This is a genomic window from Novosphingobium sp. BL-S-19 (genome assembly GCF_055521675.1).
Map to the genome: position 1 here is coordinate 82175 of NZ_CM145497.1, position 20317 is coordinate 102491.

Consider the following 20317-nt stretch of genomic DNA (forward strand, 5'->3'; position numbering starts at 1 on the left):
TCGCGGCGGATCATACCAGCGGAACTGCGGCCACACTGTCCGAAGAGGTCAGGAACAGCGTCTTGCCATTCTGCCCCAGTGCGGAATTGGAAACGGCCTTTCCAGTCTCCACCACGCCGAGCACCTGCCCTTCCGGCGTGCAGACATGAATCCCGCCGGGGCCGGTGGCGAAGACGTGGCCGGCACGGTCCACTTTCATCCCGTCCGGCAAGCCCGGACGCCCTTCCGCCAGTTCTGCTCGGAGGTCCAGGAACCGGCGCCGATCGGTGGGCATGCCGTTTGCGTCGAGGGTATAGGCCAGAACTTCGGGCTGGGCCTCGTCCGACAGCGACAGGTAAAGCGTACGCCCATCGGGCGACAGCGCGACGCCGTTGGGGCGGCGATGATCGCGGTCCAGCACTGTCACCTTGCCGTCGGGCGAAAGGCGATAGAGGCCGCACCATGGCACTTCGCGCAGCGAGGAATCGTCGCCTTCCGCCAATCCATACGTCGGATCGGTGAAATAGATCGCGCCCGATGCGGCGATGGAAAGGTCGTTGGGGCTGTTGAAGCGCTTGCCTTCATACCGGTCCACCAGCGTTTCGCGGCGGCGCGTGGCAAGATCGATCCGCACCAGCGCGCGCGATCCGCTGTCCGCCGCGATCAGCGCCCCGCGGGCGTCCAGCGCCAGACCATTGAGACCGGGCTCGCGGATGCTGGCGGGAACCGGCGTTTGCAGGCCGGATGGGCGCAGAAAGACTTCCGCACCCTTGCGCGCGCTCCAGCGATGCACGGTGTTGGCGGGCGGATCGGTGAACAGCAGGCAATTCTCACGCGGAATCCATACCGGCCCCTCGGTCCACTGGAAGCCGGTGGCGAGACGGCGGATCTGCGCGCCGGGCGCGATGACTTTGTCCAGACCGGGATCGAGACGGCGGACATTGCCGAAACCGGCCTCCTTCGCCGCCAGCAGCGGCGCGGCGTCCAGCACGGACGCGGCGGCCATTCCCGCCAGAAGACTGCGACGATTCATCATGCCCCTCACCCCAATTCCGTCAATGCAACGTGGCGACGCTCCGCCATCGCGCGATAGATCGCTTCGATAATCCGCATGTCCTTCAGACCTTCCTCACCGGCGACGATCGGCGTCGCGCCGGTCTGGATGCATTCGGCCAGATGGTCCAACTGTGCCGCGAACTGGTTGCGCGCGGGCGGCGGCAGCATTCTGGGCGCGGTGGTGCCGTCCTTGTTGATCGTCATCGCCTGCCCCGCATAGGGCGTGGCCGGCTCCAGCGCGATCCAGCCCTGCGTGCCGGTCACGCGGTAGCCGTTGTGCGCGGAGCTATAGCTGGAAATGCAATTGGCCTGGATGCCGGAGGGGAAGCGCAGGACGAAGCTGACCCTGTCCTCCACCTCGCGGAAACGCGGGTCGGATCGGTCGGTCGATTCCACCGCGCTCACCTCTATGGGCTCCTCGCCGGTAAGATAGCGCGCGGCATTCAGGCTGTAGACGCCGATGTCCATCATCGAGCCGCCGCCGGACATCGCCCGCTGCAACCGCCATTGGCCCGGCTGGATGGAGAACCCATGCTCTGCGGTGATAAGGCGCGTCGGGCCGACATGGCCGCCGCGCGCCAGTTCGATCGCCAGCTGGTTGTAAGGCTCGAACCGCGATCGATAGCCGATCATCAGCTTGGTCCCCGCCTTCCGGCAGGCGGCGATCATCGCCTGACATTCGGCCACCGAAGTCGCCATCGGCTTTTCGCACATGACGTGCTTGCCCGCCCGGGCCGCGCGAACGGTATATTCGGCGTGAAGGCTGTTGGGCAGCACGATGTAGACCGCGTCGATATCCGGATTGTCGCGGATGCTATCGAAATCGGCGTAGCTGTAGCGATGCGATGGCGGGATGCCGTATTGCGCGCCGTACTGTTCCAGCTTTGCCGGCGTGCCGCTGACCAAGGCGACCAGCCGGGAATGCTCGCACCCAGCGAAGTTCGGCATGATCTGCCGCGTGGCGTAGTAGCCAAGGCCGACCACGGCATAGCCGATCTTGCGCGGTGCCGCGATGGCCGGGGGCGCGCGCAAGCCTGCCGCCATCACCAGCCCTGCCCCCATGCCGCCCAGAACTTCTCGCCGCGATCCCATCTCCGTTTCCCCTGCCGCCTTAAGGACAGAATGCCGAAGGCACCAGCCGCCCGGCGGCAATGGCCACCTGGGTGCGGTTGCGCACGTTCAGCTTGCGCATCAGCGCGGTCATGTGAACCTTCACCGTGGCCTCGGCCATGCCCAGTTCGTAGGCGATCTGCTTGTTCAGCAGACCAGACCGCACGCAGCGCAGAACCTTCAGCTGCGTCGGCGTGAAATGCGGTGCTTCCGCCACTGCCTCTCGCCGGCTGGCAGGAATCGTGCACGGATCTGCAGCGTGGTGCATCGGCTTCTCTCCCTTGACCCAATTCTTGCGGCGCCGTCGTTGAGCGCGGTGATACGGGAATCAGTCTGACAGGTTCAAGCGGATTCTGCCGTCAGGCGCGAAATCATGTGGAATATGCGCGCGCGCCAGCTATAACCTGTCCAACAGGTTTTTACGGGATGCACGCCCGTCAAACGGAAACAATAAGGGGAGAGGCGGGGAATGACGCCGTCATTTCATCGGGCAGGACCGCTCGACAAAAGGATAACCGACATGGTCGCACCGTCGGGAGCCGGCGAATCGTGACACCGGAAGACGTAAGGCTGGTCCTTTCCGCCGTCGCCGGCATCGCGCTGTCCATCGCGCTTATCGTTCGCGGCCGTCTTCATCCCTTCGTCGGGCTGCTATGCGGCGCTTTCACGGTGGGCATTCTGGCCGGAATCCCGCTGGAAGAGACCGTAAAGGCCGTGGAGAAAGGCGCCGGCACGATCCTTGGCGGCACCGGGCTGGTGGTGGCACTGGGGCTGGGCCTTGGCGCCATGCTGCAACTGTCGAACGGGGCTGCCGGGCTGGCGCGCGCGGCGCTGGGCGTCTCCGGCGTCAGGGGCGCGCCCTGGGCCAGCCTTTTCACCGCGCTGCTGATCGGCCTGCCGCTGTTCTTCGAAACCGGGCTGGTGCTGCTGCTGCCAATCGTCGCCTCCGCGGCGGCGGCACTGCCTAAGGGGCAGGACGACGACGATGCCAAGCTGCGGCTGATGTTGCCGGCACTGGCCGGCCTTACCGTCATTCACGCGCTGGTGCCGCCGCATCCGGGGCCGCTGCTGGCGGTCAACGCGCTGGGCGCCAACCTTGGCCTTACGCTCGCCTACGGCCTGCTGGTGGGCATTCCCACTGCCATCGTCGCTGGCCCCGTGCTGGCACGCTTCACGGCGCGCGGGGTCCAGCTCAGCCCGCCGCTGCTGGCACCCGCGACCATCGACGTGGCAACGCCTTCGGTCGGCCGCGCACTGGCCGCGGTTCTCCTGCCAGTTCTGCTGATCGCCGCCGGGCAGGCGCTCGCCCTCGCCCCGCCGGCTCTCGCGGCACGGCTGGCATGGGTGGCGTGGACGGGCGATCCGGTCGTTGCTCTGCTGCTGGCCAATCTTTTCGCCCTGCCGCTGCTGTTCGGGCACCGTTTGGGCGAACGCCGCATCCAGGAATCGATCTGGGCGGAGGCGATGAAGCCCGCCGGCGGCATCCTGCTGGCGATCGGTGCCGGCGGCGCGCTGAAACAAGTGCTCGTCAGTGCCGGACTTTCGGACATGCTGGTGCGCCTTGCCGGCGGGGGCGCGATTTCTCCCCTGCTGCTGGCCTGGGGCATCGCCGTCTGCATCCGCCTCGCCACCGGATCGGCCACCGTCGCCACGATCACCACGGCCGGCGTGATGGAGGGGCTGGTCGCCAGTTCGGGCGTCGCGCCCGAATGGATGGTGCTGGCGATCGGCGCCGGCTCGGTGTTCTTCTCCCACGTCAACGACCCCGGCTTCTGGCTGGTGAAGAGCTACCTCGGCACCGACATGCCCGGCACGTTCCGCACCTGGTCGATCATGGAAACCGTTGTCGCGGTGGTGGGCCTGCTGCTGGTGCTGGCCGGCAGCAGCCTGTTCTAGGCGTATAGGAGCTTCGATGAACCAGCCGCGCCTTTCCGATCATGCCTATGCGGGCATCGTGGAGATCATCAAGGCCGGGAATCTGGAGGTTGGCGCGCGCCTGCCGTCCGAAGCGCGGCTGGCGGAACGGTTCGGCGTATCGCGCGCCATCGTGCGCGAAGCGCTGGTGCGCCTGGCTTCCGACGGCATTACCGAGGCGCGGCGCGGCGCCGGCTCCTTCGTCAAGAGCCGCCCTTCCGACCGCCTAGCCGCCTTCATGCCGATGACCGAGCTGCCCGCGACGCTGGGCAGCTATGAGGTGCGCTTCGTGCTGGAAGCGGAAGCGGCGCGTCTTGCCGCGACCCGGCGCACGTCGGTGGAAATGGCCCATGTGGAGGAAGGGCTGGAAATGCTGCGTTCCGCCCTGCTGTCGAACGCGCCGGCCCATGTCGAGGACCGGGAACTGCATCGCCGCATCGCCGCGGCCACGGGCAATCCCGCCTTCCTGATCGCCTTCGATGCGCTGTGGTCCGATGTCGAGAAGATCATGCGCGCCGGCGTGGACATCTCCCGCTCCCGCTCACCGGACGTGATCGCCACGATGCTGCGCGAACATGAGGTGATAGTGGCGGCGATCCGCGCGCAGGATGCCGAAGGCGCTGCATTGGCGATGCGCTGGCACTTGTGGGAAGGCCGCCGCCGCCTGATGCCTTAAAGCATTTTCCAATCAGATGGAATCATCTGATGACTCGGAAAATGCGTCAAACCAGAAGCTTAGAGCAGTTGATCCGATGCAATCGGATCAACTGCTCTAAGTTATGCGAAGATCGCGCAGCACCCGGTCGCGCAGGATTTCAGGCGGCTGTTCGCTATCCAGAATCAGCGCCTGCTCACGGTCCACCGGGTATTCCAGCGTGGCCAACTGGCTGTCGAGCAGGCTTGCCGGCATGTAATGGCCGGGGCGGTTCTCCATCCGTGTGACCAGCTTTTCCCGATCGGTTTCCAGCAGCACGAAGCGCACCGGCTCGCCGATGGCCGCGCGCAAACGGTCGCGATAGATGAGCCGCAGCGCGGAACACGCGATCACCGTCCGGCCGCGCAGCGAAATCGCCTTGGCCCCGGCCTCTCCCAACCGGTCCAGCCAGGGCCAGCGATCCTCGTCCGTCAAGGCCTGCCCGGCGCGCATCTTCTCCACCGCATCGGCCGAATGGTACGCATCGCCTTCAAGGAAATCGCAAGCCAGCGCCTCCGCCAGCATCGCGCCCAGCGTCGATTTCCCGCAGCCGCTGACGCCCATCACGATCACGGCGCCGTCTGGCTGGCTGGAGTTTACGGAAGATCCTGGCAAAACGCGGTCCTTGCTGTCCGAACACACCCGGCGGGCGCATCGCTTCTGTCGCGGCCCAAGGTATAGAGCCGCAGCCTGCCGCCGAATACTACGACCTTCGTCGCAGGTGCCTCTGCCGCCCGTTTGAAAATTCGCGAAATGCGAATTTTGCGGCACCGGCCCTCTCCCGTTCCGAAGAACACGAAAAGGTCCGGGGGACCTTTTCGCTGAGGGGGCCTACCACCCGCAGGATACTACCGATGGGTGGTAGGGTGGGGGAGAGGGCCGGTGCCGCCTCAAAAATGCCCCTGCGGGCATTTTTCAAACGGACTCTGCCAGCGCTTCACCCATAATCCGGCGCGCAGTAAGTGGTTTTGAACGCAAGGATCGGATCGCTGGCGATCATCGCCTGCCCTAACGCGCAAGGCAGGCGATGAAGGACGAAGATCATGAATACCGGGAAAGAGACTTTGCACTATGCGATCGGTACCGCCCGGCTGGGCACAGTGATCGCCGCGACGAGCGCGCGCGGCGTCGCCGCCATCCTGATGGCCGACGATGCGACGCGGGCGCTGCGCGATTTGCGTGCCGCCTTTCCGGAGGCAGAGCTGATCGCCGACGAGGAAACGGCCGGCCCGGCGCTCGCCGCCGCCATCGCGCTGGTCGATGCGCCCCAAGGAGATTTCCCGTTGCCGCTCGACATGCGCGGGACCGCGCAGGAACGGGCCGTGTGGCAGGCGCTGCGGGCGATCCCGCCCGGCGAAACGCGCAGCTATGGCGCGCTGGCGAAAACGCTGGACATGGCAATCACCGCACAGGAAGTGGGCGCGGCCTGCGCCGCCAATCGCATCGCGGTGGCCATCCCCTGCCACCGCGTGGTCAAGGCTGACGGCGGCATTTCCGGCTATCGCTGGGGCGTCCATCGCAAGCGCAAGCTCATCAATATGGAAGCGGTGGCATGAGAAACGACAGGGCCACGCTGCAAACGCGCATCGCCGGCTATGATTGGCAGGCCCTGGCGGCAGACCTCGATCGCGATGGCTGGGCCGTGCTGCCGGGCCTGCTGGACGACGCGGAATGCGATGCATTGGCGGATCTCTATGGACCGACCCCCATTTTTCGCAGCCACATCCACATGGCGCGCCACGGTTTCGGCCTGGGCGAATACCGCTATTTCGCCTATCCGCTGCCGCCGCTGGTGCAGGCGGCGCGGACGGCGCTTTACCCGCGCATTGCCCCGATCGCGAACCGCTGGCACGAACGGATGGGAATCGATGTGCGCTTCCCGGCCGATCATGCGGAATTCCTCGCACGCTGCCACGCCGCCGGCCAGCGCCGCCCCACGCCATTGCTGCTGCAATACGGGCGGGGCGATTACAACTGCCTGCATCAGGATCTCTATGGTGAGCATGTGTTCCCCCTTCAGGTCGCCGTGCTGCTTTCCGCGCCGGGCACCGATTTCACCGGCGGCGAATTCGTGCTGACCGAGCAGCGCCCGCGCATGCAGTCGCGCGCGACAGTGGTGCCGCTGGGCAAGGGCGACGGTGTGGTGTTCGCGGTCAACATGCGCCCGCAACGCGGCACGCGCGGCGACTATCGCGTGATGCTGCGCCACGGCGTCAGCACGCTGCGCTCGGGCAAACGACATGCCTTGGGGATCATCTTCCACGATGCTGCCTGACTTGTTCGCCCACGAACGGCGCGATGCCACGCTGGGACCCGATGCGGGAATTCTGGGCGGCTTCGCGCTGGATATTGCCGATCAGCTGATCACGGAAATCCGAAGGATGAATGCCGATACCCCGTTCCGGAACATGGAGACGCGGGGCGGCCGGCGACTGTCGGTGGCGATGTTCAATTGCGGCGCGCTCGGCTGGATATCCGATCAATCCGGCTATCGCTACGCCGCGATCGATCCGGAAACGGATGCCCCATGGCCCGCGCTGCCGCCGCTGTTCGTCGACCTTGCCGGTCGCGCCGCCGCCGCGCTGGGCTTTGCCGGCTTCGTGCCCGACGCCTGCCTCGTCAACCGCTACCTGCCCGGAACACGCCTGTCGCTGCATCAGGACATGGATGAGCGGGACAAGGCGGCGCCTATCGTGTCGGTCTCGCTCGGCTTGCCCGCCACTTTCCTCTGGGGCGGTTTCCAGCGCGGCGACCGCCCTGCCCGGCATCGTCTGGTCCACGGTGACGTTGCCGTCTGGGGCGGCCGGTCACGCATGGTCTTCCACGGCATCGATGCCTTGAAGGACGGTGTTCATCCCGCGACCGGCGCCTTGCGCTACAACCTTACCTTCCGGAAAGCCCGGTGATTGGCCGGAAGGCGCGGTGCTGGGGTCCGTGACCGGCGCGCGCTCCTGCAGCACGGCGGCGATCACGCGCAATGCGTTCTCGCTGGTTTGCGCGACGTTGAAACGCATGAAGGGCGCGGCGCTTTGGCTGGGGCTGAACACGTTGCCGGGGGCCAGCACCACATCGCGCGACAGGCAGCCTTGTGCCAGCACGGCACTGTCCACCCCGCCCGGCAACCGGCACCACAAAGTGAAACCGCCAATGGGGCTGCCTTGCGGAACAATGCCCATTGGCGCCAGCCGCTCCGCCAGCGCCTTGCGTGCCTTGGTCAGCTTGCGCCGGAGATTTTCCATGTGTCGCCGATAGCCGCCGCCCGCCAGCACCCGGCTTATGGCGGCGGTGGCGATGGGGCTCGGCCCGCCGAAGCCGGTCGCCAGTTGCAGGTCGGTCAGCGCCTCGATCCATTCCGGGCGCGCGGCGATGTAGCCGCAGCGAAGCGCCGCCGACAGCGTCTTGGAAAAGCTGCCGATGCGGATCACACCCGAAAGCCCGTCCAGCGCGGCCATCGTTGGCGCGCCGGGGGCGAAATCGGCGAAGATGTCATCCTCGACGATCACCATGCCGTGCGCCGCAGCAATTCCCGGCAGCCGATGCGCGGTAACCAGGCTGAGGCTGGCGCCCGACGGATTGTGCAGGTTCGAATTGGTGATGTAGAGGCGCGGCCGCTCGGCGGCGACGATCGCCTCGAACTGGTCCGGATCCGGGCCGGTCGGCGTGAACGGCACGCTGACCGCGCGCACATCGTGTGCGGCAACCAGCGCCTGATAATTGAAGTAGCACGGGTCATCCAGAAGGACGGTATCCCCTGGCTTCAGCAGCAGGCGGCAGATCAGGTCCAGCGCCTGCGACCCTGAATGAGTCAGCAGGATGCGGTCCGCTTCGCATGTCAGCCCTTCTGCGGCAAAGCGCAGCGCGATCTGGCGGCGCAGCACCGGATCGCCGGCCGTAGTTCCGTAGAGAGCGAGCAGTTCGGGATCCCGGCTGACCTCGCGCAGCGCCTTTTGCAGGGCAGGTTGCGGCATCCAGTCCGGCGGCAGCCAGCCACAGCCCGGCTTGTCCGTCACTTGCGTGAAATCGAGCGACTGACGCGATACCCAGAAGGGATCGATCGCGTGCTCGCGCTGCGGCGTCCGTGCGGCGGGGCTTTGCGGCGCGCCGGCAAGCGGGCTGACGAAAAAGCCGGAGCGTGGCACCGCCTCGATAAGCCCGTCGGCAACCAGCCGGTCGTAGGCTTCGACCACCGTCGCCGGCGAGACGCCGAAACTTGCCGCGCTGGCCCGCACCGATGGCAGGCGATCCCCCGAACACAGCAGGCGCGCGGCAATCCGGCTGCGGATCCCCTCCATCACGCGCCCGGTCTGCGTCTCTTGGCCCATTCTGTGTCACTCTCTATACCAATACAGATTATCCATACTGTATCGTTCTGTCACTGGGATCGCCAGTGCCTTCGCCTAAAATCGACACGCATCGGATCGCGAAGGAAGAGTCGTGCAGGAACAGTGCGAAGGGCAGATCAATTTCAGGAGCAGCCGTCAGGTCGACGGTCGCGCAAGCAGATGGGCGGATTTCCGCGGCAGCGGCTGGAGCAGCGGTCTGCTGGCCGTGGCGATTTTCAGCGGATCGATGCCGGCGACGCGCCTCGCGGTTCTGGACATTTCCCCCCTCCTGCTGACCAGCGTGCGCGCCCTGATCGCGGGCGGACTGGCATTTCTCCTGCTGGCCGGCCGGCGCCAGCCGCTTCCCGCGCGGGGCCACTGGCCGAAGCTGGGTGTGGTGGCGGCATGTTGCGTCATCGGCTTTCCCTTGTTTTCGGCGCTGGCGCTGCTGCACATGTCGTCCGCGCGTTCACTGGTCTTCATGGGCCTGCTGCCGCTGAGCACCGCGATCTTCGGCGTGATCCGTGGGGGAGAGCGCCCTTCGCACGCGTTCTGGATCTTTGCCCTTGTCGGCGCACTGGCGGTCGCCTCTTTCGCGCTCCTGAAAGGCGGGGAGACATCCGCGCTGGGGGACGGCCTGATGATCCTGGCCATTGCCGTCTGCGGCCTCGGCTATGCCGAAGGTGCGGTGGTCAGCCGGGAACTGGGCGGGTGGCAGGTAATCTGTTGGGCGCTTGTGCTCAGCGCGCCACTGGCCGCAGGAGGCGCGATCGCATTCTGGCCGGCGGAGGGCATGGCCGGCGTACATGCCTCAAGCTGGCTGGGGCTGGCCTATGTCTCCGTCTTTTCGATGCTTGTCGGCTTCGTGTTCTGGTACCGCGGGCTCAGCCTGGGCGGGATAGCCAGGGTCGGACAATTGCAATTGCTGCAGCCGTTCCTGGGACTGGGGCTGGCCGCCTTCCTCTTGCGGGAACACGTTGCCCCGGCGATGCTGGCCGCAACCCTGGTCGTGGTCGCCTGCGTGGCCGGCGCGAAGCGCTTCGCCTGAGCCCGTTTGAAAATTCGCAAAATGCGAATTTTGCGGCACCGGCCCTCTCCCCCACCCTTCCCTTCGCCAGGAAAATCGTCGAGGATCAGGACATGCTAAGTCAACCCTACCCGCTCGTCGAACCCTACGAAACCGGAACGCTCGATACCGGTGACGGCCACAGCATCTATTACGAGCGCTGCGGAACACCGGGCGCCAAGCCGGCGGTCTTCCTTCATGGCGGCCCGGGGGGCGGCATTTCACCGGCGCATCGGGGCCTGTTCGATCCGGAACTCTACGATGTGCTGCTGTTCGACCAGCGCGGCTGCGGCCGGTCCACGCCGCACGCCTCGCTGGAAAACAATACCACCTGGCATCTGGTTGCCGATATCGAACGCCTGCGGCTGCTCACCGGTGTCGACCAATGGCTGGTTTTCGGCGGTTCCTGGGGGTCCACGCTCGCGCTGGCCTATGCGCAAAAACATCCCGAGCGCGTGAGCGAGTTGATCCTGCGCGGCATCTACATGTGCACGCGGCCAGAGCTAGACTGGTTCTACCAGTTCGGCGTATCGCAGATGTTCCCGGACAAGTACGAACGCTTCCTGGCGCCGATCCCCGAGGCCGAGCGGGGCGATATGCTGCACGCCTATCATCGCCGCCTGACTTCCGGATCGACCGAGGACCAGATCGAGGCGGCACGTGCCTGGAGCCTGTACGAGGGTGAAGTCATCACCCTGATGCCGGATCCAGCCATGTCGCAGCAGCATGACGATGGCCATTTCGCGCTGGCGTTCGCGCGTCTGGAGACGCACTATTTCGTCAATGACTGCTGGCTCGAACCGGGCCAGCTTCTGCGCGATACGGACAAGCTTCGCGCGATTCCGGGCACGATCGTCCACGGACGCTACGACATGCCCTGTCCCGCCCACTACGCCTGGGCGCTGCACAAGGCGTGGCCCGAGGCGGAGTTTCATCTGATAGAAGGCGCCGGACATGCCTATTCGGAACCGGGCATCCTGGATCGTTTGATCCGCGCGACGGACCGATATGCGAACAAGGGCGGCGACTAGGCTAGCTTGGCAAACCGGGCTGGCGCATGTTCCATGCACTAGCCCGGTCCCCTCGGATTTGCGATACCGAACCGCTTATGCCGCCTCTGCAATAGCTTTGGCACGGCGCGCGATGCTTTCGGCGAACATCGGCGTTTCCCGGCGATTGTGATCGCCTCCGGCCGCTTGGCGGGCGGCAGCGGCCTCTTCGTAACTGACCCCATGTTCCGCGATGAAAGCCATGAAGGCATCCGTCGGACGTGCGGTGACCCGATTGGTGTAACGCGTGCGGCCGTTACCGGCATCCTCCGCGATCAGTTCCCACAGGACATTGACCTGCGTACGGCCATTGGGCGTGAACACGTCCGAGATGGAATTCATCCGGCAATAGCTGGGCGTCGCTTCGTCGGCGATGTAATGCTGCACCACCAGGCCATTGCCGATCATCTCGACATTGATGGACATGCGGCGCCCGTCATCGGTGGTCGTCGTGCCCGCGGCGATATGATCCGGCACGCAGCAGCGCTGATATTCCGCTTCGGAAAGCGTGAATAGCCAATCGGCGATGTCGATCTGGCTGAAAGGGACATCGATCTCGTGCGAGTAAGCGGACTGCGAGAGAATTTTGTCGAGGATTTTCATGGCGATTCTCCTTTGGGCTGGCGGGAAGCGATTGCTTCGCCGGTGCCCACTGAATGCCTCGACACGGTGCCGCCGATAACGCATGGCGATGCACTAACGGCTTTGCGTTTTTGGCAAAGAAGGAGCTTGCTGCATGAAAGATCCGCGCTTCGCCGAACATCTGGCCGTGTTCGTGGAAGTGGTGCGCCATGGCAGCTTCTCCGCGGCGGCGCGACGACGGGGACAGACGCCGTCCGCCATCGTTCGTCAGATCGACGCACTGGAACATTCGCTGGGCGTGCCGCTGCTGACCCGCTCGACCCGTGCCCTGACCATGACCGACGCGGGCGAATGCCTCTATGACCGCGCGCAGCCGCTGCTGGATCAACTTGCCGACACCCATGCGGAAGTCTCCGCTTTCGACGGCATGGTCGCAGGTACCGTGCGCATTGCCTGCTTTCCCACATTCGGAAAGCGCTACGTCATCCCCGCGCTGGAACGCTTGATGGCCGAGCATCCGCGCCTGACCGCCGAACTGGACCTGACCGAGCGGCTGGCCGATCCCGTGCTGGAGCGGCTCGATGCGGTGATCCGGATCGGCAGGCTTGCCGACAGCACGCTCATCGCCGCCAAGCTGGCGGACCAGCGCAGACTGCTCGTTGCGAGCCCGGCCTATCTCGCGCGTGCCGGCATGCCGGTGAGCCTTGCCGATCTGAGAGATCATCGGCTGATCGACAAATTGCATGGCGCCGACCTGCTGGGCTGGGCCGATCTGCTGGGCGCGCCGGCTTGCACCGGCGGCGATCACGCCGCAACCTTCCGCTGTGACGATTTCGAGGCGATGCGCCTTGCGGCCCAGGCCGGCATGGGCATCGCACTGCTGCCCGATTGGGTGGTGGGGCCCGATGTGCAGGAGGGCAGCCTGATACGCCTGCCGATCGTTGGCGAACCTTGGAATTCCGACCCTTCGGGGATCTGGCTGCTACGTGCGCTTCCGCAGCCATCGGCCCGGCTTCGCGTGGTCATGGCTGCTCTGCGCAGCGCGGTCGGAAGCCCCCCGGTCTGGACGGTTTGACGCAAGTGGCACGCGACCTTCATGGTCCAGCCCGGTGCCGGCCGCGCGCATCGCGCTTTCCGGGCCGAACTGCTACAGGGTCGCCATGAAGCTTCCTGACTCGAACGCCCCCTTCGCTCTGGACGATGCCCCCGCTGCCGAAAACCCGGACTTCGTCGTGGTCGATGTCGAGACCGCCTGCGCGCGGGTCAGCAGCATCTGCCAGATCGGCATCGTCGGCTTTAGAAATGGGCAGGAGATCTTCGCCTACGAAACGCTGATTGATCCGCTCGACGACTTCTCCACATTCAACATCGGCATCCATGGCATTTCGCCCGAACACGTGGCGGGCAAGCCGACCTTTAGCGATATCCATGGCATCGTCGCAGGGCACCTGGCCGGACGTGTCACGGTCGCCCATTCCGGGTTCGACAAGGGCGCCTTATCCGCGGCTTGCCGGATCGGCGGCCTGCCCTTCATCGAAACCACCTGGCTTGACAGCGTGCGCGTGGCCAAGCGGGCGTGGCCGCAATTGCCCAATCACCGCCTCAACACGCTGGCCAGCCATCTGAAAGTCCGCCACCGGCATCACGACGCACTCAGTGATGCGCGGGCGGCGGGCATGGTCATCCTCAGGGCCATCGAGGAGACCGGCATCGATCTGCAAGGCTGGCTGGCCAAGCCCGCGAAACCCGGAAAGGCCCCGCGGGCCGCTTCCACCGGCACGCTGAAGGGCCAACGCATCGCGATCCTGGGTGAGCGGCGGGACGAAGGCCTGGCCCAATTTCTGGCCGCGCACGGTGCGCGCGTGGTTTCCAGCGTCGGCACGACCACGACGATGCTGGTCATCAGCGCGCGCCAGCCATTCGGTCGCTGGGCGGCCGCCCATGCGGAGTATCGCAAGGCCGAAAACCTGCGCATCACTGGCGCAGGCTTGGAGATCGTCACCGAAGCGGAACTGCGCGCCCGTCTTTAGAGCAGTTTTCGACCCGACCGCGTCGGATCGACTGCTCTAAGGTTTTGGTTTGGCGCATTTTCCGAGTCATCAGGTGATTCCACCTGATTAGAAAATGCTCTAGGCCGGGTGCGGAGAATTCACTCTATCGCAGCCATGCTTTCGCGGGCCATGCGGGCGAGGACGGGAAGGCTTTCGGCCCGGCTGGCCGCCTGCGCATTGGCGGCATTGCCGCGCAGCACCCGGCCCTTGATGCCGTGGAAGATCGCGGCCAGGCGGAACAGGTTGAACGCCACATAGAACTCGTAGTTGGCAATGCCCTCCCGCCCCGTGCGCGCGCAATAGGCCGCGACGTAGTCCTGCTCGGAGGGGATGTTCAGCGCGGCAAGATCGGCGTCGATCAGGCCCGGCACGATCTCCGGCGGCATCCGGTACATCAGCGTGTGATAGGCGAAATCCGCCAGCGGGTGGCCCAGCGTGGAAAGCTCCCAGTCCAGCACCGCCAGGACGCGCGGCTGCGTGGGGTGGAAGATCATGTTGTCGCAGCGGCAGTCGCCGTGGATCACCGAAGTCTCATCCCCCGGCGGGATCAGCGCGGGCAGCGCATTCACCAGCGCGTCCATGTCGGCATTGCGGCCGGCCAATTCGTCGGCCTGGTACTGCTTGGTCCAGCGGCCGATCTGCCGCGCGAAGTAATTGCCCGGCTTGCCGTAATCGCCCAGCCCCACCGCATCGGGATCGATGGCGTGCAGCGCCGCCATCGTCGCATTCATCGCATCGAAGTACGCCGGCCGCTCCTCACGAGAGACCTCAGGGAAAGTCGCATCCCAGAAGATGCGCCCCTCCACCATGTCCATCACATAGAACCAGGTGCCGATCACCGCGTCGTCGGTGCAGAGGCCATGGATGCGCGCGACCGGAAACCCCGCCGTGCCCAGCGCCATCTGCACCCGCGCCTCGCGGTCTACCGCATGCGCGCCGGGCAGCAGGTCTCCGGGCGGCTTGCGGCGCAGCACATAGTTGCGCGCGGGCGTGGAGAGCCGATAGGTCGGGTTGGACTGCCCGCCCTTGAATTGCTCCACCATGAGCGGCCCGGCAAAACCCTCGACATGCGCCGCCATCCAGCGCGCCAGCGCCGCCTCGTCGAAGCGATAGCCTTCGCGGACGGGCACGGTGCCCGCATTGTCGGCAGCGAGATCGACGGCCATCGCTTACGCCGCCTGCTCTGCGCGGGCGGCCTCTTGCGCCTGCTTCCATTCGCGCTTGATCTTCTTGGCGAGCGACCATTTGTGCACTTCGGTCGGCCCGTCATAGATGCGGAAGGCACGGATTTCGCGGAACACCTGCTCCACGATCGTGCGATCGGTAACCCCGGTGCCGCCCATCACCTGCACGCAGTTGTCGGCTATCTTCATCAAGGCCTCGCTGACCGAGACTTTCGCCATCGAACTTTCAACCGTGCCCAGCGATCCGGTGTCCAGCACGCCCGCGCACCAGTCGATCATCAGCCTGCACTGCTGGATCAGGATGCGGTTTTCGGCGAGCATGAAGCCCACGCCTTCGTGATCGATCAGCGTCTTGCCAAAAGCCTCGCGTCGGCAGGCATAGTCCACGGCAATCTCGTGCGCGCGGATGCAGGCGCCCAGCCAGCGCATGCAGTGCGAAAGGCGTGCGGGGCTGAGGCGGATCTGCGCATACTTGAAGCCCTCGCCCGGATCGCCCAGCATCTGCGCGGCGGGAACGCGAAGCTCTCGGATCGTCACAGTGGAATGGCCACCGGGCATCGAACTGTCGATGGTGTTCGGCACCTCGTCTATCACGATGGCGGGATCGGGCAGATCGACCAGGAACATGCAGGCCCCGCCCTTGCTCTCCTGATCCACCGATGCGGCCATGACGATGCCCACCATCGCCCCCTTGGCGCCCGTGATGAAGGTCTTGCGCCCGTCGATCACCCAGTGGTCGCCATCGCGGCGGCAAGTGGTCTTCATCATCGATGGGTCGGACCCGGCGCCGCCCCAGTCGGCCGGTTCGGTCATGAAGAAGGCGGAGCGGCCCTTGCCCTCCACCAGCGGCTGCAGGAACCGCGCCTTCAATTCGGGCGAGCCGACATGGCCGATCAGGTACATGTTGCCCTCATCGGGCGCCATGGTGTTGCAGGCCAGCGGGCCGAGCGGAGAGAGGCCGGAGCGGATCAGCACTTCGGCCGTCTCGCGCTGGGTCAGGTGGCTGCCGTCGGCGCGGATATGCGGGGTGAGCACGCCCGCCGCGCGCGCCTTGCCGCGCATTTCCATGACGAGATCGTCGGTCGGTGCGCCGTGATGGTCGCGGCGCGGATCGTTCTCGTAAGGCACAACGACTTCGCGCACGAAAGCCTCGACGCGGTCGGCCATGGCGGCGGCGTAGGGGGAGAGCGGCGCGCTCATTGCAGCACCCGCACGGGATCGCTGCCGTCCCAGTCGCGCGCAGCGGCCTTCATCATCTCGAACAGGCCCTCCGATCCGGCCATGGGCTGGAGGTATTCGATCACGAAACCGGGGCCCTGGCCGGGATCGACGTAGATCACCTCGCCATCGTCGCCCACTTTGCCCTCCACGATCACTTCGGCGCCCACTTCGGCGCAGGCGCGGCGTGCCTCGGCAATGTCCTTCACGAAGACGCAGACATGGTGCAGCCGGTCGCGCACCGCATATTCGCCGGTGTAGAGCGACGGAGCCGTGCTCTGGGTGCGGATCAGCTCGATCTGGATATCGCCCCAGTAACCGATCGCCATCGAGAAGGTGGCATCGGTGGGCTGGCCCTTGTACTTCATCTCGCCCAGCCGCACGTCGTTCAGCACGAAGAACGGGCCGACGCCCACGGTTTCGATCCAGTACGTCAGCGCGGCGTCGAAATCGCTGGGGAAGTAGGCCAGCTGGATCACGTCCCCCAGTGCTTTGAGCGGTCCCGGTTTGGCCGGACTTGTCATGATCTGTCCTCTAAAGCGTTTTCAAGTCAGGTGGCACACCTGACGACTCGGAAAATGCGACAAATATAAGCGCTCAGGCGAAGAGGCCTTGCGGCTCCTCGATGAGAGTCTTTAGCGTCTGCAGGAACTGCGCGCCGGCAGCCCCGTCGATGGCGCGGTGATCGACAGAGAGAGTCAGGGAGATCCGCGTTTCGAACGCCACGCCGCCAGACGCGGTCTCCACCGGCTGGCGCTGCGCCGCGCCGACGGCCAGGATCGCGCCCTGAGGCGGGTTGATGATCGCATCGAAGTTCTCGACCCCGAACATGCCCAGGTTGGAGACGGAGAACGTGCCACCCTCCATGTCCTCCATGCCGAGCCCCTTACTTTGCGCCTTGTCGATCAGGCGGCGGGTTTCGGCGGCAAGCTGGTCGATCCGCATCCGGTCCGCCTGCCGCACCACCGGGGTGACGAGGCCCTTGGGGCCGGCCACCGCAATCGCAATGTCGGCATGGGGGAAGCGGTAGATATCGGTGCCGTGGACCTGCACGTTGACCTCCGGATGGCGGACGAGCGCCATCGCGCAGGCCTTGACCACCCAGTCGTTCACCGAAGCCTTGCAGCCCAGCACCAGATTGGCGCTCCCCCGCAAGTCCAGCAGCGCATCAGCGCGGGCAGACAGGCGCAAGTAGAAGTGCGGGATTTCCTGCTTCGCCTGCGTCAGACGCTGGGCGACCACCTTGCGGATGCGGTCGAAGGGAACGATCTCCGGCTGGTTGGCGCCGGCGACGAACGCGGGCGGCGCCAAGCCATCCGAATTGGCCGGCGCGGGAATCAGCGCGAGCACATCGGCCTTGGAAATGCGGCCACGCGGGCCGGTTCCGGCCACTCCGGCCAGCACGATCCCGTGCAGCGCGGCGATGCGGCGGGCGAGCGGGGAGGCAAAGACTTTCGCGTCGTCCTCCGGCAGCGCCAGAGCGCCCTTCAGTACCGGACGGGCCGGTCCGCGCATGGCCTTAACCACGTCCTGATGGGTGATGCGGCCACCCCGCCCCGATCCCTCGATCGCAGCGATGTCGACGCTTTCCTCTTCCGCCAGCCGCAGCGCCTCCGGGCTGATCGGGCGGTTGGTCTCGATCGGCACGCGCACGCGTTCGGGCGTGCCAGCGATGGCGCCGACCGGTTCCGCCACTTTCGCCTTCGACGCGCCCTGGGCCACGCCGCCCTCGGCGGGCGTGAAACCGGCTATGAAGGCGTCGATTTCGTCATCCGAATGCGCGCCCTCGTCGAACACCGCCAGCAGCGCGCCCACCGGCTCGGCCTCGGTGCCGCCGGTGACCATGATGCGGCGCACGGTGGCGTCGTATTCGGCCTCAACTTCGTTGGTGATCTTGGCGGTCTCGATCAGGCACAGCGTCTGACCGCGCGTGAAGCTGTCGCCTTCCTTGACCATCCATTCGGCCACGGTCCCTTCCGTCATCTCGATGCCCCACTTGGGCATCGTGAAAGCGCGGATCCTGCTCATGACGGCGCCCTCCTCAACGGTATGCCAGCGTCTTGCGGACGGCGGCGGCGACTTTCGCGGGGCTGGGCAGGTAGGCGCCTTCCAACTCGCGGGCGAAGGGCACCGGGGTATGCGGCGCAGTGACCATCTCGATGGGGGCCTTCAGGCTGGCGAAAGCCTTGTTCGCCACCAGCGCGGCAATGTCGGTGGCAAGGCTGCAGCGCGGCGGTGCCTCGTCCACGATCACCAGCCGCCCGGTCGCCTCCACGGAATCGAGGATCGCTTCCTCATCGAGCGGAGAGGTGGTGCGCAAGTCGATCACGTCGCAGCCCACGCCGTCCTGCGCCAGATCGTCGGCGGCGGTCTCCGCATAGCCGACCATCATGCCGGAGGCGACGATCGTCACATCCTCACCCGCCCGCGCCAGCCGCGCGTGGCCGAAGGGGATGACGAAGTCCGGATCGTCCGGCACTTCGCCGGTCATCGCATAGAGAAACTTGTGCTCCAGAAAGACCACCGGATCGTCGTCCCGGATCGCCTGACGCAGCAGCCCACAGGCATCGGCGGGGGTTGCGGGCATGACGACCTTCAGGCCGGGCATGGAGGTCACGAACTGGCTGATCATCTGGCTGTGCTGCGCAGCCGCGTTATAGCCGGCGCCGCAGGGCATGCGGATCACGGCCGGGCAGACCGACTTGCCGCCGAACATGTAGCGGAACTTGGCGATCTGGTTCCACAGCTGGTCCATGCAGACGCCGATGAAGTCCGCGAACATGATCTCCGCCACTGGTCGCTTGCCCGCCAGAGCAAGGCCGCCCGCCGCGCCCATGATCGCGCTTTCGCTGATCGGCGTATCGATCACGCGGTCCGGCCCGAACGCATCGTAGAACCCGGTGGAGGTGGACCAGATGCCGCCGATCGCCTCCGGCCCGCCGGCGGTGCCCATGCCCCCCACCACGTCCTCGCCCAGTACGACGACGCGCGGATCGCGCTGCATTTCCTGGAATATCGTGCCGCGAATGGCGTCGCGATACATCATCTTAGCCATGTGTTTCGCTCCGCCGTCAGTAGCTGATGTAAACGTTTTCGAGGACGTTCTCGGGCTGCGGCCGGGCCGCCGCGCGAGAGTCTGCGACAGCCTGCTCGATAGTGCCGAGGGCATCGGTATCCACCGCGTCCAGATCGGCGTCGGTCAGCAGTTTCGCCCCGGTCACCTTCTCGCGGAACTTGCGCAGGCAGTCGCGCGTGGCGCGCAGCCGGTCCAGTTCCCCCTCCCCGCGATAGCGCTGAGGATCGCCTTCGAAGTGGCCGAAGAAGCGCTCGGTATCGAATTCCACCGCCGCGGGGCCGTTGCCCGGCGTGCGGACGAATTCCAGCACTTCGCCGAAAGTGTCGAATACCGAGAAGAAGTCCGTCCCGTCCGCCCGCCAGACTTTCATGCCGAAGGCTTCGGCGCGGCTGGCGATGTCCTGCGCGGTGCCCACGGCATAGGCATCGCCGGTATGTTCCGAATAGTGATTGTTCTCGAAGACGAAGATCGCCGGCGCCTTGGTGACGACGGCCAGGTTCATCGCCTCGAACGTGGTGCCCTGATTGCACGCCCCGTCGCCCGAGAAGGCGATGGAAACGGCCAGCTTGCCGTTCTCGTCCGGCCCGTCGATCTTGTTCGAAAGCGCCGCGCCCACCGCGATCGGCGCGCCGGCGCCGACGATACCGTTGGCGCCCAGCATGCCCTTGTCGATATCGGCGATGTGCATGGAGCCGCCCTTGCCGTTGCACAGGCCTTCCTGGCTGCCCCAGATCTCCTTCATCATGCCGGTGACGTCGCAGCCCTTGGCCAGACAGTGGCCGTGGCCGCGATGGGTGGAGACGATCTTGTCGCGCTGCGAAAGGTGTTCGCACACGCCCACAGCCACGGCTTCCTGTCCGCAATAGAGGTGCGTGAAGCCCGCGATCTCCCCGGTCTGGATCTCCTCGTGAAGGCGTTCCTCGAATTCGCGGATCAGCTTCATCTGCCGATAGGCGCGCGTCAGCGCCTCGCGGTTCAGTTGCATCCCGGCTTCCTCTCCCATTGTGGTCCGCATG

Annotated in this window: 21 protein-coding genes; 9 read left to right on the forward strand and 12 right to left on the reverse strand. The window is 65.8% G+C overall.

What is annotated here, in order from left to right:
• Positions 1 to 10 precede the first annotated feature (10 nt).
• The 3 genes from ACZ1JV_RS00345 to ACZ1JV_RS00355 are packed head-to-tail and all read right to left on the reverse strand — an operon-like array spanning position 11 to position 2413.
• Positions 11 to 1015 (reverse strand): SMP-30/gluconolactonase/LRE family protein, encoded by a 1005-nt coding sequence (locus tag ACZ1JV_RS00345; protein WP_465149112.1) that lies wholly within the window; start codon positions 1013 to 1015, stop codon positions 11 to 13.
• 5 nt (positions 1016 to 1020) lie between these two features.
• Entirely contained in the window at positions 1021 to 2127 is a 1107-nt protein-coding gene (locus tag ACZ1JV_RS00350) for a Gfo/Idh/MocA family protein (protein WP_465149113.1), read from the reverse strand.
• Positions 2128 to 2146: 19 nt separating this feature from the next.
• On the reverse strand, positions 2147 to 2413 hold the full coding sequence (locus ACZ1JV_RS00355) for a helix-turn-helix domain-containing protein (protein ID WP_465149114.1): 267 nt from the start codon (positions 2411 to 2413) through the stop codon (positions 2147 to 2149).
• Positions 2414 to 2694: 281 nt separating this feature from the next.
• On the opposite strand from ACZ1JV_RS00355, the gene ACZ1JV_RS00360 reads away from it, so the two are divergent.
• Positions 2695 to 4041 (forward strand): GntP family permease, encoded by a 1347-nt coding sequence (locus ACZ1JV_RS00360; RefSeq protein WP_465149115.1) that lies wholly within the window; start codon positions 2695 to 2697, stop codon positions 4039 to 4041.
• A gap of 16 nt (positions 4042 to 4057) precedes the next feature.
• The gene (locus ACZ1JV_RS00365; RefSeq protein WP_465149116.1) at positions 4058 to 4735 is read left to right on the forward strand and encodes a FadR/GntR family transcriptional regulator; all 678 of its coding nucleotides are present in this window, start codon (positions 4058 to 4060) and stop codon (positions 4733 to 4735) included.
• Positions 4736 to 4831: 96 nt separating this feature from the next.
• On the opposite strand, the gene ACZ1JV_RS00370 is transcribed toward ACZ1JV_RS00365, so the two are convergent.
• Positions 4832 to 5317 carry a gluconokinase gene (locus tag ACZ1JV_RS00370; RefSeq protein WP_465149746.1) on the reverse strand — a complete coding sequence of 162 codons (486 nt, stop codon included), beginning with the start codon at positions 5315 to 5317 and terminating at the stop codon, positions 4832 to 4834.
• 479 nt (positions 5318 to 5796) lie between these two features.
• On the opposite strand from ACZ1JV_RS00370, the gene ACZ1JV_RS00375 reads away from it, so the two are divergent.
• From ACZ1JV_RS00375 to alkB, 3 genes are read left to right on the forward strand one after another with little or no spacing between them, the layout of a single operon-like run.
• Positions 5797 to 6309 carry a methylated-DNA--[protein]-cysteine S-methyltransferase gene (locus ACZ1JV_RS00375; RefSeq protein WP_465149117.1) on the forward strand — a complete coding sequence of 171 codons (513 nt, stop codon included), beginning with the start codon at positions 5797 to 5799 and terminating at the stop codon, positions 6307 to 6309.
• Entirely contained in the window at positions 6306 to 7028 is a 723-nt protein-coding gene (locus tag ACZ1JV_RS00380) for a 2OG-Fe(II) oxygenase (protein ID WP_465149118.1), read from the forward strand. The genes ACZ1JV_RS00375 and ACZ1JV_RS00380 overlap by 4 nt, the downstream gene beginning before the upstream one ends.
• The gene (alkB, locus tag ACZ1JV_RS00385; RefSeq protein ID WP_465149119.1) at positions 7018 to 7659 is read left to right on the forward strand and encodes a DNA oxidative demethylase AlkB; all 642 of its coding nucleotides are present in this window, start codon (positions 7018 to 7020) and stop codon (positions 7657 to 7659) included. The genes ACZ1JV_RS00380 and alkB overlap by 11 nt, the downstream gene beginning before the upstream one ends.
• On the opposite strand, the gene ACZ1JV_RS00390 is transcribed toward alkB, so the two are convergent.
• The gene (locus ACZ1JV_RS00390; protein WP_465149120.1) at positions 7561 to 9075 is read right to left on the reverse strand and encodes an aminotransferase-like domain-containing protein; all 1515 of its coding nucleotides are present in this window, start codon (positions 9073 to 9075) and stop codon (positions 7561 to 7563) included. The genes alkB and ACZ1JV_RS00390 overlap by 99 nt on opposite strands.
• A 112-nt stretch (positions 9076 to 9187) precedes the next feature.
• Between ACZ1JV_RS00390 and ACZ1JV_RS00395 the strand changes: the two genes are divergently transcribed.
• Both ACZ1JV_RS00395 and pip read left to right on the forward strand, forming a co-directional pair.
• Positions 9188 to 10123 (forward strand): DMT family transporter, encoded by a 936-nt coding sequence (locus ACZ1JV_RS00395; protein ID WP_465149121.1) that lies wholly within the window; start codon positions 9188 to 9190, stop codon positions 10121 to 10123.
• Between the two features lie 92 nt (positions 10124 to 10215).
• The gene (gene pip, locus ACZ1JV_RS00400; protein WP_465149122.1) at positions 10216 to 11172 is read left to right on the forward strand and encodes a prolyl aminopeptidase; all 957 of its coding nucleotides are present in this window, start codon (positions 10216 to 10218) and stop codon (positions 11170 to 11172) included.
• 75 nt (positions 11173 to 11247) lie between these two features.
• Here pip and ACZ1JV_RS00405 read toward each other — a convergent pair whose 3' ends face one another.
• Entirely contained in the window at positions 11248 to 11793 is a 546-nt protein-coding gene (locus tag ACZ1JV_RS00405) for a hypothetical protein (RefSeq protein WP_465149123.1), read from the reverse strand.
• Between the two features lie 133 nt (positions 11794 to 11926).
• Here ACZ1JV_RS00405 and ACZ1JV_RS00410 point away from each other — a divergent pair, with 133 nt between their 5' ends.
• Positions 11927 to 12847 carry a LysR family transcriptional regulator gene (locus ACZ1JV_RS00410; protein WP_465149124.1) on the forward strand — a complete coding sequence of 307 codons (921 nt, stop codon included), beginning with the start codon at positions 11927 to 11929 and terminating at the stop codon, positions 12845 to 12847.
• 85 nt (positions 12848 to 12932) lie between these two features.
• Positions 12933 to 13802, forward strand: a complete 870-nt coding sequence (locus tag ACZ1JV_RS00415) for an exonuclease domain-containing protein (RefSeq protein WP_465149125.1) — start codon at positions 12933 to 12935, stop codon at positions 13800 to 13802.
• Positions 13803 to 13921: 119 nt separating this feature from the next.
• Here the strand turns inward: ACZ1JV_RS00415 and ACZ1JV_RS00420 are convergent, their stop codons facing one another.
• The 6 genes from ACZ1JV_RS00420 to ACZ1JV_RS00445 all read right to left on the reverse strand — a co-directional run bounded on the left by ACZ1JV_RS00420 (position 13922) and on the right by ACZ1JV_RS00445 (position 20286).
• Positions 13922 to 14989, reverse strand: a complete 1068-nt coding sequence (locus ACZ1JV_RS00420) for a phosphotransferase (protein ID WP_465149126.1) — start codon at positions 14987 to 14989, stop codon at positions 13922 to 13924.
• 3 nt (positions 14990 to 14992) lie between these two features.
• The gene (locus tag ACZ1JV_RS00425; RefSeq protein ID WP_465149127.1) at positions 14993 to 16207 is read right to left on the reverse strand and encodes an acyl-CoA dehydrogenase family protein; all 1215 of its coding nucleotides are present in this window, start codon (positions 16205 to 16207) and stop codon (positions 14993 to 14995) included.
• On the reverse strand, positions 16204 to 16749 hold the full coding sequence (locus tag ACZ1JV_RS00430) for a VOC family protein (protein WP_465149128.1): 546 nt from the start codon (positions 16747 to 16749) through the stop codon (positions 16204 to 16206). Before ACZ1JV_RS00430 ends, ACZ1JV_RS00425 begins: the two co-directional genes overlap by 4 nt.
• Positions 16750 to 16822: 73 nt before the next feature.
• A complete protein-coding gene (locus tag ACZ1JV_RS00435) occupies positions 16823 to 18253 on the reverse strand; it encodes a 2-oxo acid dehydrogenase subunit E2 (protein ID WP_465149129.1) in 1431 nt (476 codons plus the stop codon).
• Positions 18254 to 18266: 13 nt separating this feature from the next.
• Positions 18267 to 19280, reverse strand: a complete 1014-nt coding sequence (locus ACZ1JV_RS00440; RefSeq protein ID WP_465149130.1) for an alpha-ketoacid dehydrogenase subunit beta — start codon at positions 19278 to 19280, stop codon at positions 18267 to 18269.
• A gap of 16 nt (positions 19281 to 19296) precedes the next feature.
• Positions 19297 to 20286: a thiamine pyrophosphate-dependent dehydrogenase E1 component subunit alpha gene (locus ACZ1JV_RS00445; protein ID WP_465149747.1), complete on the reverse strand. Its 990-nt coding sequence runs from the start codon at positions 20284 to 20286 to the stop codon at positions 19297 to 19299.
• Positions 20287 to 20317 lie beyond the last annotated feature (31 nt).